This is a genomic window from Lysinibacillus sp. 38-6, from assembly GCF_046245175.1.
Lineage (GTDB): Bacteria > Bacillota > Bacilli > Bacillales_A > Planococcaceae > Lysinibacillus.
Map to the genome: position 1 here is coordinate 2,153,172 of NZ_CP176417.1, position 15,500 is coordinate 2,168,671.

At 41.2% G+C, this 15,500-nt stretch carries 12 protein-coding genes and 1 other annotated feature; of the genes, 5 read left to right on the plus strand and 7 right to left on the minus strand.

The window, feature by feature from the left end; all coding sequences use genetic code 11:
• Positions 1-44 precede the first annotated feature (44 nt).
• The gene (gene tyrS / locus ACKVEV_RS11180; RefSeq protein WP_409370434.1) at positions 45-1,313 is read right to left on the minus strand and encodes a tyrosine--tRNA ligase; all 1,269 of its coding nucleotides are present in this window, start codon (positions 1,311-1,313) and stop codon (positions 45-47) included.
• Between the two features lie 69 nt (positions 1,314-1,382).
• Positions 1,383-1,585: a binding site (T-box leader), on the minus strand.
• 102 nt (positions 1,586-1,687) lie between these two features.
• Here tyrS and ACKVEV_RS11185 point away from each other — a divergent pair.
• Positions 1,688-4,792, plus strand: coding sequence for a transglycosylase domain-containing protein (locus ACKVEV_RS11185; protein WP_409370435.1), 3,105 nt, complete (start codon positions 1,688-1,690; stop codon positions 4,790-4,792).
• A 90-nt stretch (positions 4,793-4,882) separates the two neighbouring features.
• Complete coding sequence (locus tag ACKVEV_RS11190; protein WP_409370436.1) at positions 4,883-5,764, plus strand: NAD-dependent epimerase/dehydratase family protein; 882 nt, start codon at positions 4,883-4,885, stop codon at positions 5,762-5,764.
• Positions 5,765-5,919: 155 nt separating this feature from the next.
• On the opposite strand, the gene ACKVEV_RS11195 is transcribed toward ACKVEV_RS11190, so the two are convergent.
• From ACKVEV_RS11195 to ACKVEV_RS11220, 6 genes are all read right to left on the minus strand, one after another.
• The gene (locus ACKVEV_RS11195) at positions 5,920-7,050 is read right to left on the minus strand and encodes an acetylornithine transaminase (RefSeq protein WP_409370437.1); all 1,131 of its coding nucleotides are present in this window, start codon (positions 7,048-7,050) and stop codon (positions 5,920-5,922) included.
• Between the two features lie 39 nt (positions 7,051-7,089).
• A complete protein-coding gene (gene argB, locus ACKVEV_RS11200) occupies positions 7,090-7,875 on the minus strand; it encodes an acetylglutamate kinase (protein ID WP_409370438.1) in 786 nt (261 codons plus the stop codon).
• The gene (gene argJ / locus ACKVEV_RS11205) at positions 7,838-9,070 is read right to left on the minus strand and encodes a bifunctional glutamate N-acetyltransferase/amino-acid acetyltransferase ArgJ (protein WP_409370439.1); all 1,233 of its coding nucleotides are present in this window, start codon (positions 9,068-9,070) and stop codon (positions 7,838-7,840) included. The genes argB and argJ overlap by 38 nt, the downstream gene beginning before the upstream one ends.
• Positions 9,071-9,354: 284 nt before the next feature.
• On the minus strand, positions 9,355-10,389 hold the full coding sequence (gene argC / locus ACKVEV_RS11210; RefSeq protein ID WP_409370440.1) for an N-acetyl-gamma-glutamyl-phosphate reductase: 1,035 nt from the start codon (positions 10,387-10,389) through the stop codon (positions 9,355-9,357).
• A 232-nt stretch (positions 10,390-10,621) separates the two neighbouring features.
• Entirely contained in the window at positions 10,622-12,349 is a 1,728-nt protein-coding gene (gene acsA / locus ACKVEV_RS11215; RefSeq protein WP_409370441.1) for an acetate--CoA ligase, read from the minus strand.
• Entirely contained in the window at positions 12,340-12,582 is a 243-nt protein-coding gene (locus ACKVEV_RS11220) for a hypothetical protein (protein ID WP_409370442.1), read from the minus strand. The genes acsA and ACKVEV_RS11220 overlap by 10 nt, the downstream gene beginning before the upstream one ends.
• 287 nt (positions 12,583-12,869) lie before the next feature.
• Here ACKVEV_RS11220 and ACKVEV_RS11225 point away from each other — a divergent pair, with 287 nt between their 5' ends.
• The 3 genes from ACKVEV_RS11225 to ACKVEV_RS11235 are packed head-to-tail and all read left to right on the plus strand — an operon-like array spanning position 12,870 to position 15,334.
• Positions 12,870-13,502 (plus strand): GNAT family N-acetyltransferase, encoded by a 633-nt coding sequence (locus ACKVEV_RS11225; protein ID WP_409370443.1) that lies wholly within the window; start codon positions 12,870-12,872, stop codon positions 13,500-13,502.
• Between the two features lie 24 nt (positions 13,503-13,526).
• The gene (locus ACKVEV_RS11230) at positions 13,527-14,174 is read left to right on the plus strand and encodes an acetoin utilization AcuB family protein (RefSeq protein ID WP_409370444.1); all 648 of its coding nucleotides are present in this window, start codon (positions 13,527-13,529) and stop codon (positions 14,172-14,174) included.
• Positions 14,174-15,334 carry an acetoin utilization protein AcuC gene (locus ACKVEV_RS11235; protein ID WP_409370445.1) on the plus strand — a complete coding sequence of 387 codons (1,161 nt, stop codon included), beginning with the start codon at positions 14,174-14,176 and terminating at the stop codon, positions 15,332-15,334. Before ACKVEV_RS11230 ends, ACKVEV_RS11235 begins: the two co-directional genes overlap by 1 nt.
• Positions 15,335-15,500: the final 166 nt, after the last annotated feature.

The window sequence follows — 15,500 nt, forward strand, 5'->3', positions numbered from 1 at the left end:
GAGGGGGTGTTGAATTGTGTGAGAATTGTGTGAGTGCCTGGCACCTACACAAATTTCACCATGTGGTATTTTTTCTTACCGCGACGGACAATGCTAAATGCATCTTCTAGGCGATCTTTTGCATCCACCACGTATTCTAAATCCGTTATTTTTTCACCGTTTACGCTAATTGCACCATTAGTCACATCTTCACGCGCTTGACGTTTTGATGATGAAATGCCTGCTTCTACAAGTAAGTCCACAATGTTTTTCGCTTCTTTCGTCATTTCAATAGAAGGAACATCTTTAAATGCATCCTTCATTTCCTCAGCAGAAAGAGCTTTTAAATCACCCGAGAATAAGGCAGCTGTAATACGAATCGCTTGTTCTAATGCTTCCTGACCATGAATTAAACGTGTCATTTCCTCTGCTAACGCTTTTTGCGCTTTACGTAAATGTGGTTCTTCTTCGACAGATACAGCTAATGCATCAATTTCTTCACGCGTTAAGAATGTAAATATTTTTAAGTATTTAATCACATCTGCATCCGCTGCGTTAATCCAGAATTGGTAGAACTCGTACGGAGATGTTTTCTTACCATCTAACCACACTGCCCCGCCAGCTGTTTTACCGAATTTTGTACCATCCGCTTTTGTTACTAAAGGAATCGTAATACCAAATGCTTTTGTTTCTTCCTCATGTGTTTTACGAATGACTTCTAAACCAGTTGTAATATTGCCCCATTGATCTGAACCACCTACTTGAATGCGACAGTTGTAATGATTGTATAAATGATTGTAATCAATACCTTGAATTAATGTGTACGCAAATTCAGTAAAGGAAATACCTGTATCAAGACGTGATGCAATCGTATCTTTTGCTAACATGTAATTAACATTTATTAATTTACCGTAATCACGTAAAAATTCAATTGTACCAATTTCGCCAATCCAGTCACGGTTGTTAACTAGTTGTGCACCATTTCCATCTTCGGCAAAGTCAAAGATGCGCTCTAATTGGCCGCGTATCGCTTGCACGTTTTTATCAATTTGCTCCACCGTTTGCAGTTGACGTTCTTCAGAGCGACCAGATGGATCACCGATCATCCCTGTTGCACCACCAACAAGTAAAATTGGACGGTGACCTGCTTTTTGGAAGCGACGAAGCGTTAATAAAGGTACGATATGACCGATGTGCATTGAGTCAGCTGTTGGGTCTACACCACAGTATAAAGAAACAGACTGCTCTGCTAACAGTTTGGCCATGCCTTCAGCGTCCGTTTGTTGGTACAGCAAACCACGCCATTCTAAATCTTGTAATAATTCGTTTGTCATTGTTTCTTCCTCCTAAAATGTTTTTAGAACGTGTAGACACAAAAAAGTCCCTACACGCAAAATATTGCATGCAGGGACGTTATTCACTAACGCGGTACCACCCGGCTTGAAGATGTCATCCATCTTCCTCTCATTCAATCGCCTTTATCGCAGGCGCGCACGTCTAAGCTCCAAGCACGTAATTCGTCTCTACATTATGACCAGCTTTCACCAACCGCCGGCTCTCTAAACAGGGAATATAGACACTACTGCAAACTCTTCATCACTAGAAAACTATAAGCATTATTCTAAACGATTCTTTTTCAATGTCAATAACTATGTTCGAGACAATTCATTATATGCTATAATAAACAAGATTTTAGGAGGTCGATACCTTGAAGGATTGGATTGAGAAAATCAATGCAAAGATCGATGCATTACTCGAACAAAAATGGATGAAGACATTACGTATTTCAGGCAGCGTTGTCTGGAACTTATTTTTACTATTTTTAGTCTTTGCATTGCTAGGCACAGTATTTGTTGGTTCTGTTGGCGCCGGCTATTTTGCCTCACTTGTTAAAGAAGAGCCTTTGCGCTCGAAAGAAGAATTACGGGACCTTATATTCAATTATGAGGAAACAAGTGAACTTTATTTTGCCAACGATATTTATATTGGGAAATTACGGACAGATTTAGAACGTCGCGAAACGTCTCTGAGCGCTGTAGCACCCGATTTAATTAATGCAGTACTCGCTACGGAGGATGAATATTTCCGTGAGCATAACGGCATTGTTCCAAAAGCCGTTATTCGAGGGCTGCTGCAAGACGTTACCAACTCTGCCACGCAGACAGGTGGCTCTACATTAACACAGCAATTGATTAAAAACCAAGTGTTAACAAATGAAGTATCCTATGAGCGAAAAGCAAAAGAACTACTACTTGCTATGCGCTTAGAACACTTTATGACAAAGGAAGAAATATTAGAGGCTTATTTAAATATTATTCCTTACGGTCGTAATGCTACCGGACGTAATATTGCCGGAATTGAAACAGCAGCTGAAGGTATTTTTAATGTGAAGGCAAAGGATTTAACACTTCCGCAAGCCGCTTACATAGCTGGTATTCCTCAAGCACCTTATACTTACACACCATTTACCAATACAGGTGTGCTAAAAAGTGAAGAAGCTTTAAAACTAGGCATCGATCGTATGAAAACGGTACTCTATCGTATGAGAGAAGCAGGCTACATTAATGACAAACAATACAAAGAAGCCCTCGCTTACGACATTACAAAAGACTTCCGTTCGCCAGAAGCACGTCCAGAAGATCGTTATCCTTGGTTAACGTTTGAACTGGAAGAACGCGCGAAGCAAATTATTGCTGAAAAGTTAGCGCAAGAAGATGGCATTGATCCAGAACGTTTAAAAACAGAAAGTAAACTAGAAGAAAAATATTCAATCTTAGCTGACCGTGATGTTCGTTCAAAAGGCTATCGTATTTATTCCACAATCAACAAGGATATGTACGATGCCATGCAAAAAGCGGCTGATAACTTTAAATATTACGGACAAACGTATACCGGTAAAGGCAAGGATCCTGTAACAGGTGAGGAAATCGATGTGCAAATGCCTGTACAAGTGGGCAGTATTTTAATTGAAAATAGCACAGGTCGCATTTTAAGTTTCCTAGGTGGTCGTGATTTTAAAACGAGTCAAGTAAACCACGCAACTCGCTCTACCCGTTCAAATGGTTCAACAATGAAACCTTTACTTGTTTATGCACCAGCAATTGAATACGGCGTGATTGGTGCAGGGAGTCCATTAGTTGACGTCAAATTCTCTATTGGCTCTTGGAGTCCAAAAAACTATTCGGCAACTGATGAACGAGGTCTTGTTCCTGCGCGTGAAGCGTTAGCTGACTCTCTAAATATATCTACCCTACGCCTCTATTACGATATTTTAAATAGACGTCCTGCTGAGTTTTTAGCAAAAATGGGCTTCTCGGATTTACAGCCTGAAGATTACACAAACCTTTCAACAGGTATCGGTGCTTTAGAAGTAGGTACAACTGTTGAAGAAAATACAAATGCTTATGCAACTTTTGCGAATGGTGGTCAATTTGTTGATGCCTATATGATTGAAAAAATAGAAGACCAAGATGGGAATCTTATTTATCAACATGAAGCAGAACCTGTACAAGTATTTAGTCCTGAAACGTCTTATATCGTGACAGATATGTTGCGAGATGTATTATCAAAAGGCACAGGGACAGTTGCAAAAAATACATTAAAATTCAATTCTGATTTTGCAGCTAAAACAGGTACTTCACAAAACACGAATGACGTTTGGTTAGTTGGTTATAATCCAAATGTTTCCCTTGGTGTCTGGATGGGCTACGATAAACAACGCTCACTTGATGCATTTAATAATACGTACTTGCAACCAAGTACCCGCATTAACAAACTTTGGGGTACATTAATGAACTCAGTCTATGATGTAGCTCCACAACAAATTGATGCCCCAACAAACTTTAAGGCACCAAAAAATGTAGTGACTGCTTCATTCTGTGGTATTTCTGGTTTAGCACCTTCAGCAGCATGTGCGAGCGCAGGATTGGTTCGCTCAGATTTATTTAATGCCAAAGTGTTTTTACCGTCACAACCCGATGACAGCTTAGCGGCTTCGAGCGTTGTAACGATTCAAGGCAAAACATATAACGCACATCCGAATACACCTGCAGAGTTTGTAAAAGCAAGTGGTGCGGGTATTAACGAAGCCTTTATAAAACGGATGCTAGGTAGACTAGGTGGTAACCCAGCAAGTCTATTGCCTAAAAACTCATCATTATCTAATTCATCTGTATCAGCTGTCGACTTTCCTGCAGATTCTAGTGCACCTGCAGCGGTAACAGCATCTATTCATGGCAACACACTTTCTTGGAGTGGCTCGTCCAATGATGTAGTAGGATACCGAATTTATAATGTTACAAATGGCGGCAACACGCTTGTTTCTTCGGTGTTAGAAGCGACTCAAAGCATGACCGTAGCAAGCGGACAAGCTTATGCAGTTGTCGCTGTCGATATTACAGGTTTAACTTCAGCACCATCCAATGTTGTTTCAACAGGTGGTAGCGAGACAAAACCTGACGAAGAAGACGGAGACGATCACCCAACATCACCGAATGTGCCAATTCCACCGGCAAACGGCAATAATGGCAATGGTTCCGGTAATAGCGGCGGCGGCTCCAATGGCGGCAATGGCTCCGGTAATGGCGGCGGCTCTAATGGCGGTAATGGTTCCGGCAATGGCGGCGGCTCTAATGGCGGCAATGGTTCCGGCAATGGCGGCGGCTCTAATGGCGGCAATGGTTCCGGCAATAACGGCAATGGCTCCAATGGCGGTAACGGTTCCGGCAATAACGGCAACGGCTCCAATGGCGGCAATGGTTCCGGTAATAATGGCGGTACAACAACACCTCCAACCGAACCCCCAACCGAATAATAAAAAAGGCTTACTACAACGAAATTTCAATTGTAGTAAGCCTATTTTTTTGTCATTATTAAGAGGACAACTAAACAAAGGGGAGATAAAATGAAAATTTTAGTTTTAGGTGGCACTCGCTTTTTCGGAAAAAATTTAGTAGAGTTATGCCTCCAAAATAACCACGATGTGTCGATTTTAACGCGCGGTCAAAGCGGCAATCCGTTTGGTGAAAAAGTACAACAAATTATAGCCGATCGTAATGATGCGCAAGCATTATCACAAGCACTAGCTGATACAACATGGGATGTCGTCTACGATAATATTTGTTATTCTCCAAATCATGCACATGAAATGGCACAACTATTAAAGAACAAAACGAAGAAACTTGTTTTCACTTCAACGCTAGCTACATATGAAGCAGATGGTCATATGAAAACCGAAGCTGATTTTAATCCGTATGAATACGAGATTCGTATGGGCGATATTAGTGATTTCACATACGGTGAAGGGAAACGTCAAGCAGAAGCGGTCTTTTATAAAGAAGCAGCATTTCCTGTTGTCGCTGTGCGTTTCCCGATTGTCGTTGGTGAGCATGACTATACGCGCCGATTGCATTTTCACGTAGAACGCCTATTAAATGAACAACCTATTACGCTGCCAAATGTTGATGCAAAGATGAGCTTCATTACGGACGACGAAGCAGCAGCCTTTTTATATTTTGCAGGCGTTGCGCCGATTGAAGGTCCTTATAATGCCACTGCATCAGGGACTATTTCATTAAAAGCATTACTAGAATTAATTGAGGATGAAACGGGCAAACGCGCAAAAGTGTCACTGATAGGTGGCGATGAACATTCTAAGTCGCCTTATGGAATCCCAAATCATTGGTATATGTCGAACGCTAAGGCACAAGCGGCAGGCTTTACATTTAGCCAATTAAACGATTGGCTACCGAACCTTGTTAAGACTTTAGTGAAACAACTGCAATAATATATGTCAAGATACACACCTACCTCACTGTAACAAAGCAAAGCTAGTTGCTGATCATGTTCTATTTTAAGACTGCGAGTCTTCGCCATTACGAATAAAAAAGTGCTAGATTGATTGCAGTCAATCTAGCACTTTTTCGTTTCCCACGTTCCACTTCATCGTAATATTGTTTTTAATATTTCTACCGCTTCATCAATCTCTGTTTTAGAGACTGTGAGCGGTGGTAACAGTCGAATAACATTTGGTCCTGCCCCTACAAGAAGCAAGCCTTTTTCCTCCGCTGCCGCTATATACGGGGCTACCTCTGTATCGCCACATCCGATTCCGAGTAATAATCCTTGCCCTTGCACCGAATAGTTTGTCGGTAAATGAGCTTGTAGTTGCGCAACAAAATACGAAGATAACACTTGCACATTTTCTAAAAAACTTGGCTCAAAAACATGGTCAAGAACCGTTTCCGCTACATGCATTGCTAAAGGATTTCCGCCAAAAGTTGTACCATGTGTTCCCGGGCTAAATGTTTCATACAAGTCCGCTGTGCCTAGCATTGCTCCTACTGGGAAACCTCCACCTAAGCCTTTTGCTAATGTCACGATATTTGGCTTCAAGACTGTTTGTTCAAATGCATAACGTGTTCCGGTTCTACCAATTCCCGTTTGTACCTCGTCGACAATCAACAAAATGCCTTTGTCCTCACAGATTTTTGCAATTGCTTCTGCAAATTGTGGTGATACGCTATTCACACCGCCCTCACCTTGAATCATTTCTAGCATAATTGCTGCAACTGAATCGTCTATCGTCGTTTCTAAAGCTGCTACGTCATTAAACGGAAGCACCGTAAATTTTTCAACAAGCGGTCCAAAGCCATTATGTATTTTGCCTTGACCCGTTGCAGACATCGCACCAAACGTACGACCATGAAATGATTTTTCGAATGTAATAATATGATGTTTCCCAGTATGCTTTCGAGCCATTTTTATGGCTGCTTCATTTGCTTCCGCACCACTATTACAGAAAAATGCATACTGTAAATGTGTATTTGCCACTAATTTTTGAGCAACCATTTCCTGCCCCGGTATATCAAATAAATTTGACATATGCCAAAGCTTTTCACTTTGTTCTTGAATAGCTTTGACGATAGCGGGATGTGCATGCCCAAGACTTACAACGGCAATACCACTAGTGAAATCTAAATATCTCTTACCTTGCGCATCTTCTACCACCGTGCCTTGCCCTTTTACAATTTGCGCACGACGTTTGCCATAGTTGCCAAATAAAGCACTCATTCTATCAGCCCCTCTTCCCCATTTAGTAAGGACGCCACTTTACAACATGGCGTCTGCTAATGTACGTATTATTGTTGTACCTTCTAATGTGTCCCCTACGATTTGCACGGATGGAATGCCTGCATTTAAGCACGCAATTGCTCCTTGTACTTTCGGAATCATCCCACCATAAATATGTCCTTCTTCAATCCATTGTGCGATTAATGAAGGTGATACCTGTGCTTGATATTCACCCTGAATACGTATCCCTGAAACATCGGTAACGAGCAGTAAGCTTTCTGCTCCAATTGCAAGCGCAACTTCACTTGCTACTGTATCACCGTTAATATTTAGCGCTTGACCTTGTTGATTTGCCCCGACACATGCAATTACTGGGACAATGCCGGCTGCAATAATAGCTTCGAGTAGTGTTGTATTGACCGATTGCACGGAACCTACAAAACCGTATATGTCATTATCTAAAAAGTCCGCTACCAGTAATTGACCATCAAAGCCATTTAGTCCGATTGCTGCAATACCCGCTGCTGTTAATTCATGTACAAGCGCAGGATTAATATGGCCGATTAATGTAGACTGGACCACATCCATTGCAGCTTCACTCGTCACGCGAATGCCATTTAATGCATGGGATTCTATTTGTTGTGCAGCCAGTTGTCGATTAATAGCAGGGCCTCCGCCATGCGTAATAATCAGTTCGACACCACAGTCTTGTAGTTTTTTAAAATTTTTAAAAAACGCTTCATTTAAGCCTTCTAGCGTACTGCCGCCAAGCTTAATGACCATGCGTTTACGAGCGGTATGATGCGTTGATTTGAACGTAGTCATAAGTTAAGTCACATCCCCAAGCATGCCCCTTGCCCTCGCCAATACCAAGTGACACAAAGATTTTCACTTCATGCATTTTCAAAATTTGAATTAGTTCATCTTCAGAAAAGGCAATCGGTTCACCGTTTTCCACCATTGTGGCTCCACCAATTTGGATGGTGATTTTGTCAGGGTCAACAGTCGCTCCACTATACCCAACTGCAGCAATAATACGCCCCCAGTTCGCATCACATCCAAATACTGCTGTTTTTACAAGTGGCGATCCGACAACCGTTTTAGCAATTTTACGTGCTTCATCGTCTGAAACGGCGCCCGTTACTTCAACTTCAATTAATTTCGTAGCGCCTTCGCCATCTTTAGCAATCATTTTTGCTAAATCTTCTGCTACCGTTTTTAGTGTATAGTAAAAGTTATGCCAATCAGGATGGGCAGATGTTAAAGAATGATTGCCAGCTACACCATTTGCCATGACCACTACCGTATCATTTGTCGATGTATCACCATCTACCGTAATTGCATTAAATGTCTGGTTGGTAATTTCCGATAGTGCCGCTTGTAAGACATCGGATTCAATATTGGCATCTGTCGTAATAAACCCTAGCATCGTCGCCATATTCGGCTCAATCATTCCTGAGCCCTTTGCTACACCGGCAACAATAATCTCTTGACCATCTACAATGGTGCTATAGCTCGTATTTTTCATCACTGTATCAGTTGTTAATATGGCCTGTGCAAAATCGATGGCACTCTCTAAGTTATCCTTAGGCTCTAATTGGCCAATCCCGCTTGCAACTGGCTCCATATTCATTATTTCTCCGATGACACCTGTTGAACAAACACCGACAAGATTTGCTGCAATCCCTAATTTTTCAGCTGTTAAAGCTTGCATTGTTTGCGCATCTTTCACGCCTTGCTTACCTGTGCACGCATTGGCATTTCCAGAGTTTACAATCATCGCTTGTATTTTTTTTGTTGTATAAACAACTTCTTTTGTTATTTTTAACGGGGCTGCTTGAACCGCATTCGTTGTAAATACCCCTGCTACACTTGCAGGTACATCACTAACTAAAATCGCTAAATCTTTCTTCTTATGCTTTAATCCACAGTGGATACCTGCCGCTTTAAAGCCTTTCGGTGATACGATGTTTTTACTTGATAATTTTTTCATCACATTCGTTGATGCTGTTAATGTCATAAACATATTCCTCCTTAGTAAGGTGCCTTTAGTAGGGTGCCTGGCACTGAAACAATTAGCAATATTCAAAATTGTTTGGGTGCCTGGCACGTAAATACATACTTTCTTTATCCTAAAAATTCACTTCGCTTTCCGTGGGCACGACGTAAGCCGTAACCTTCGCTGTCGCGCGGCTTGTTACGTCTTACGTTACGTGCATTCCCGCAGGAGTCTTCGAGAGTGCCAGGCACTAAAACAATTGGCAATATTCAAAATTGTTTGGGTGCCTGGCACTTATATGGCACTTATATAAACAACGGTACGACGTCTAATCCCGTTGTTTGAGGTAAATCAAATTGCACGTTCATATTTTGAATGGCTTGCCCTGCCGCCCCTTTCACTAAATTGTCAATAACGGCAACAATCGTTGCACGATTTGTACGACTATCAGCTTTGACCAAAATATCGCAATAGTTAGAACCTTTCACTCGGTTTGTGGCAAGACTATTGACATCCTTTACGACCCGCACAAACGGATGTTTTTCATATGTTGCCTGTAAGCAAGCAACGAGTTGTTCCTCTGTCACGCGAGGCATTAAAGGTGCATAGGCAGTTGATAAAATGCCCCGTGTCATCGGTACTAAATGTGTATTAAACGTAATGGCCGTCTCTACACCTGCAAACATGGCAATAGCTTGCTCAATTTCTGGAATATGTTGATGTGTATTCGTTTTATAAATAGAGAAGTTTTCGTTCACTTCACTAAAATGTGTCGTTTGCGATGGTTTATTGCCAGCACCCGATATACCGCTTTTTGCATCAATCACAAGATAGTTTGGATCGATCAGTTGCTCTTTTAACAAAGGTAATAACGAAAGCAGAACCGCTGTTGGATAGCATCCTGGGTTGGCGATAAGTGAGGCATTTTTCACATGATGAGCATTCCATTCTGTTAAGCCATATACACTTTGCTGAATAGTCTCGAATGGTGCAGCCTTTTTTCCATACCACTGTTCATAACTTGTTGGATCCTTTAAGCGGAAATCCCCTGATAAATCTATTAACCTCGGACCTTTGCCAACTAATGGTGGTAACAGTTCACTTGTTACACCGGAAGGCGTACTCGCAAATACTACATCCAATTTCACTAATGCTTCATCATCAATTTTTTGCAATGGCAAATCTGTAATCGTAATTAAATGGCCAAACTTTGAAGAAAATAAGACACCTTCCTCTGACGATGTAAATAATTCAATGTGCTCCACCGCTGGATGATTATGTAAAAAGCGGATAAGCTCCAATCCTCCATATCCTGTTGCTCCAATAATCCCTACTTTCATTACACTCACCTCTAAAATAAGTTAAAAATAGTATACGTCTGCATAAATATTAAGTCAACTGAATTTTTATTTATAACTATTATTTTCTCAATATTCTGTTACAAATGTTTTCAATTTCTATTAATCCCTATAACATAGCAAAAAGAAGGTAGGAACCCTTTCATTAATCGAATGAATTCCTACCTTCTATTTATTCACGAATTGAATAAAAATAAATTATACGTTCAGTCTATTAATCTTCCATCGTCGAAAGATCGCCAGTTGGCAGATTTAACTCCCATGCTTTTAACACGCGCCGCATTATTTTACCGCTTCGTGTTTTCGGCAACTTTTCCTTAAATTCAATTTCCCTCGGTGCCGCATGAGCGGATAAGCCCTTTTTAACAAACTCTCGAATATTTTCAATTAAAGCATCTGACGGCTCCACACCTTCCCGTAAAGATACAAATGCTTTAATAATTTCACCACGTACAGGATCAGGTTTTCCAATAACCCCTGCTTCAATAATGTCTGGATGTTCTAATAGCTTACTTTCTACTTCGAACGGTCCAACACGTTCACCAGCCGTCATAATAACATCATCCACTCGACCTTGGAACCAGAAATAACCTTCATCATCCATATATGCCGAATCACCGGAAACATACCACTCGCCTTTTAAGAAGTACGATTCATAGCGCTCAGGATTACCCCAAATTTGACGCATCATTGCAGGCCAACCCCTACGTATAGCTAAGTTGCCCATTGTAAATGGTGGCACTTCATTTCCCGCATCATCAACAATTGTCGCATGTATACCCGGTAAAGGCTTGCCCATTGATCCTGGCTTTATATCCATGCTCGGATAGTTACAAATCATATGCGCGCCCGTTTCTGTCATCCACCAAGTATCATGAATACGATGTCCTAACTCTTCACTTCCCCAACGGATAACCTCTGGGTTAAGCGGTTCCCCCACAGATAAGACATGGCGCAATGAAGACAAATCATAATTTTCAAGCATAGCACTACCGGCACCCATTAACATACGGAATGCTGTTGGCGCACTATACCAAACGGTCACACCGTAATCCTCAATCGCCTGGTACCATGCTTGCGGCGAGAATCGTCCACCAACAATCAGCATTGTGGCGCCATTTAACCACGGTCCAAAAATCCCATAGGATGTACCTGTTACCCAACCTGGATCAGCCGTACACCAATAAATATCATTATCACCTAAATCAAGTACCCATTGAGTGGACTGGTACTGTTGAAGCATTGCATTATGCACATGTAACACACCTTTTGGCGCACCAGTCGAGCCAGAAGTATAATGCAAAATCATACCATCTTCGCGATCTACCCATTCGATATCAAACTTCGCAGAAGCCTCTTTCATTCGCTTATGAAAGTCTAAAATTTGTGGTGATTCTTCAATATCTGGTCCTACTAAAAATACATGTTGCAAGTTAGGCAGTTTAGCTAATGGTACGCGCTCTAATAATTCAGGCGTTGTCACTAACACTTTCGCATCGCTATCTGAAAGTCGATCATACACAGCACCTTCCATAAATGCTTCAAATAGTGGTCCTACAATAACACCCATCTTTAAAGCGCCTAGTAATGAAAAGTACAGCTCTGGTGAACGCGGCATAAAAATAAATAAACGATCGCCTTTTTCAAGATTTGTCGCTGTTTTAAAGACGTTCGCTGCTTTGTTCGTCAACCTTTTCATTTCATTAAAAGAATAGGCTTCTTTGCGCTTGCCATCATTATAATAGAGTGCAACTTTGTTTTTGCGAGTTGTTTCTGTATGACGATCAATTGCCTCGTAAGCCATATTGACTAATCCTGTTTCATGCCAACTAAATGCCTTTTCCGTTTGTGCCCAATCATGATTTGCTGCTGCCTCCTCATAATTTGGCAAATGATAGTGCCCTGTTTTTGCTTTTAATTTCTCCATCGTTTTCATCCCCATGAAATTACCCCTTCCTTTTTTTGCTTTAGTTCATAAGTAAGCAAATTTAAAACGTACTTACGATCTTTCTCCGCAATTACGCCGTAACGTAATCGTAGCTGCTGCCACTCGTTCGCAACTTTGTTTGCGCTACACTTATTTTCCTGGAAGCTCACTATAAAGGACAAAAAAGCGAGCCCCATCCCCATTTGGAAAATTAAGTTAAATAATGGCAATTGAAACAATTTCGCCATAGAAAACAGCTACTGAATGCTATTAAAATTCGCCACTTTCTCCAAAGACAAATACGCTATGAGCAATTGTTATAGAACAGTTTACGCCAATTATATACGAACAATGCTTAATATAACAACATTCATCTGTTAAATAACAGTTGCAATATAAATCTATTTTACACGAATTCACCTAGAATGTCTCAATATTTTTATTTTTCCAAAAGTATAGTTATATTTCGTAAATTTAAGCGTTTTTCCGCTTTAAATCAGCTATAATGGAATTATTAAACTCAGGTGGTGTCATTATGGAACATAAAAAGACTTTTTTTTCTGTTACAAAGGAGACAAAGCATGGTACTGTTTATGTGGAAGGACCTGTTCCTCCAGAAAAATTAGCTACATATACATTCCACGAGGGATTAGTTGCCTTTAGACCTCCTAAACAACAACAGCAAGCCATTATCGAAATAGCTGGGCTTGCTGAAGGCCGTATTATTATTATTCGAAATGACAACATAATCGTAGGCTACGTTACCTATCTTTATCCTGATCCGCTTGAACGATGGGCCGAGGACAGAATTGATAATATGATAGAGTTAGGTGCCATTGAGGTCATTCCTGACTATCGTGGGACGGGTGCTGGAAAAGCCTTGTTAGCAGTGTCCTTTATGGGGGATGAGATGGAAGACTACCTCGTTATCACAACCGAATATTATTGGCATTGGGACTTAAAAGGTACAGGATTAAACGTCTGGGATTACCGCAAAATGATGGAGCGAATGATGAGTTCAGTGGGCTTCGAATATTTCGCCACAGATGATCCTGAAATTACATCACATCCCGCTAACTGCCTGATGGCACGTGAGGGTAAACGAGTGCCTCCTGAAACAATGGAAAGATTCGACCGACTTCGTTTTAGAAATCGCTTCATGTATTAAAACCAACACAAAGGGGATACGTATATGATTGTTGAAGAAATAATGAATGATGAGCCTTACACATTGGCTCCGACAAACACTGTTCTAGAAGCGTTAAAATTAATGCGCGAGAAAAAAGTGCGACATTTACCCGTTATCGATAATGAACGTCATGTTCTAGGTGTCATTACAGAGCGCGATATTAAAGAGGCATTACCTTCCTCACTGAAAGATGAACCAGATTCTCCAGTGTTTCGAGCAAAGGTAGAAGATATAATGGTTAAAAATCCACTTGTGGGCCACCCTCTAGACTTTGTAGAAGAAGTAGCTCTTACTTTTTATGAAGCAAAGGTAGGTTGTTTACCCATTGTGTCCGGTGGAAAACTCGTCGGTATTGTGACGACAACCGATTTACTTTACACGTATATCGAACTCACTGGTGCCACTGAACCTGGCTCCAAAATTGAAATTCGAGTTTGCGATACACCCGGAGTATTATTTGAAATTACAAAGATTTTTAATTTGCATCATGCAAATGTCCAAAGCGTCTTAGTATATCCTGATTCTGAAAATACCCAAAATAAAATTTTAAGCGTCCGAGTAAAAACGTTAAACCCACTTGCTATCATTGAAAATCTTCGTCAAGAAGGTTTCGACGTGCTATGGCCGAATTTACCAGGTGTTTCATTATAATGAAAAATGCTGTCTTTGTTTATTCGCCTGAGCAACTCGGATATAAATTTTCAGATACACATCCTTTTAATCATAAACGTTTGACGCTAACAATGGATTTGCTAAAAAATATAGGTGCGCTCGACGATGTCGATATCGTTCCTGCTCGCATCGCTACGGAAAAAGAGCTTTTGCTTGCACATGATCCAAAATACATCGAAATCGTTAAAAATGCAGGTCACGGTAAACTGAGCGAGGCACAATGTGCAAGCTATGGTATCGGCACTGAAGATACACCGATCTTTCAAAATATGCATGAAGCAAGTGCTCAACTTGTCGGTGGCACATTAACGGCTGTCGATTATGTAATGGAAGGGAAAGCTCAACATGCGCTAAATCTTGGCGGTGGTCTCCATCACGGTTTCCGCGGTCGTGCTTCTGGATTTTGTATTTATAATGATAGCACTGTAGCCATTCGTTATTTACAGGAAAAATACAAAGCCCGTGTGCTCTACGTCGATACGGATGCCCATCATGGCGATGGTGTCCAATGGAGTTTCTATGAAGACCCGGATGTTTGTACTTTATCAATCCATGAAACAGGACGTTACCTATTCCCTGGCACAGGAAATATCACTGAACGTGGCAATGGGCAAGGATATGGTACTTCTTTTAACTTTCCAATTGATGCATTTACCGAGGATGAAAGTTTCTTAGAAATATACGAAAAAGCTATGCGTGAAGTATTTGAATTTTTTAAACCTGATGTTGTATTAACGCAAAATGGAGCCGATGCACATTATTTTGATCCATTAACACATTTGTACGGCACGATGAATATTTATAAGGAAATTCCAAAGCTGGCGCACAAGCTTGCACATGAATATTGTGATGGCAAATGGATTGCTGTTGGTGGTGGCGGCTACGATATATGGCGGGTTGTGCCACGGGCATGGTCGATGCTATGGCTAGAAATGACCGATCAAGCAATACCAACAGGAGCCTTACCACAAGCATGGTTAGACCGTTGGCAGCCAGAAGCACCCGTTCCTTTTATTCCAACATGGGAAGATCCAAATCCTCTCTATGAGCCCATTCCGCGTAAAGCGGAAATTGAAGAAAAAAACGCCCAAATGCTAGAAAAAGCGTTACATATTATCCGTACCGAAAAACGAGATTAGAAATAAAGCTGTAAACGTTGTTGTCCGCTACGGCGGACGCTTTCCGCGGGCACACAGTAAGCCGCAACCCTCGCTAACGCGCGGTTTGTTGCGTCTTACTATATGTGCTGTCCCGCAGGAGTCGCCGCCTCCGCTACCAACAACTAGTAACTCTCTCCTCCCATTA

Excerpts from the sequence above, each read along its gene's own strand:
- tyrS (WP_409370434.1), bottom strand. The coding sequence starts at position 1,313 with ATGACAAACGAATTATTACAAGATTTAGAATGGCGTGGTTTGCTGTAC.
- ACKVEV_RS11190 (WP_409370436.1), top strand. The coding sequence starts at position 4,883 with ATGAAAATTTTAGTTTTAGGTGGCACTCGCTTTTTCGGAAAAAATTTA.
- ACKVEV_RS11195 (WP_409370437.1), bottom strand. The coding sequence starts at position 7,050 with ATGAGTGCTTTATTTGGCAACTATGGCAAACGTCGTGCGCAAATTGTA.
- argB (WP_409370438.1), bottom strand. The coding sequence starts at position 7,875 with ATGACTACGTTCAAATCAACGCATCATACCGCTCGTAAACGCATGGTC.
- argJ (WP_409370439.1), bottom strand. The coding sequence starts at position 9,070 with ATGACATTAACAGCATCAACGAATGTGATGAAAAAATTATCAAGTAAA.
- argC (WP_409370440.1), bottom strand. The coding sequence starts at position 10,389 with ATGAAAGTAGGGATTATTGGAGCAACAGGATATGGAGGATTGGAGCTT.
- acsA (WP_409370441.1), bottom strand. The coding sequence starts at position 12,349 with ATGGGGATGAAAACGATGGAGAAATTAAAAGCAAAAACAGGGCACTAT.
- ACKVEV_RS11220 (WP_409370442.1), bottom strand. The coding sequence starts at position 12,582 with ATGGCGAAATTGTTTCAATTGCCATTATTTAACTTAATTTTCCAAATG.
- ACKVEV_RS11225 (WP_409370443.1), top strand. The coding sequence starts at position 12,870 with ATGGAACATAAAAAGACTTTTTTTTCTGTTACAAAGGAGACAAAGCAT.
- ACKVEV_RS11230 (WP_409370444.1), top strand. The coding sequence starts at position 13,527 with ATGATTGTTGAAGAAATAATGAATGATGAGCCTTACACATTGGCTCCG.
- ACKVEV_RS11235 (WP_409370445.1), top strand. The coding sequence starts at position 14,174 with ATGAAAAATGCTGTCTTTGTTTATTCGCCTGAGCAACTCGGATATAAA.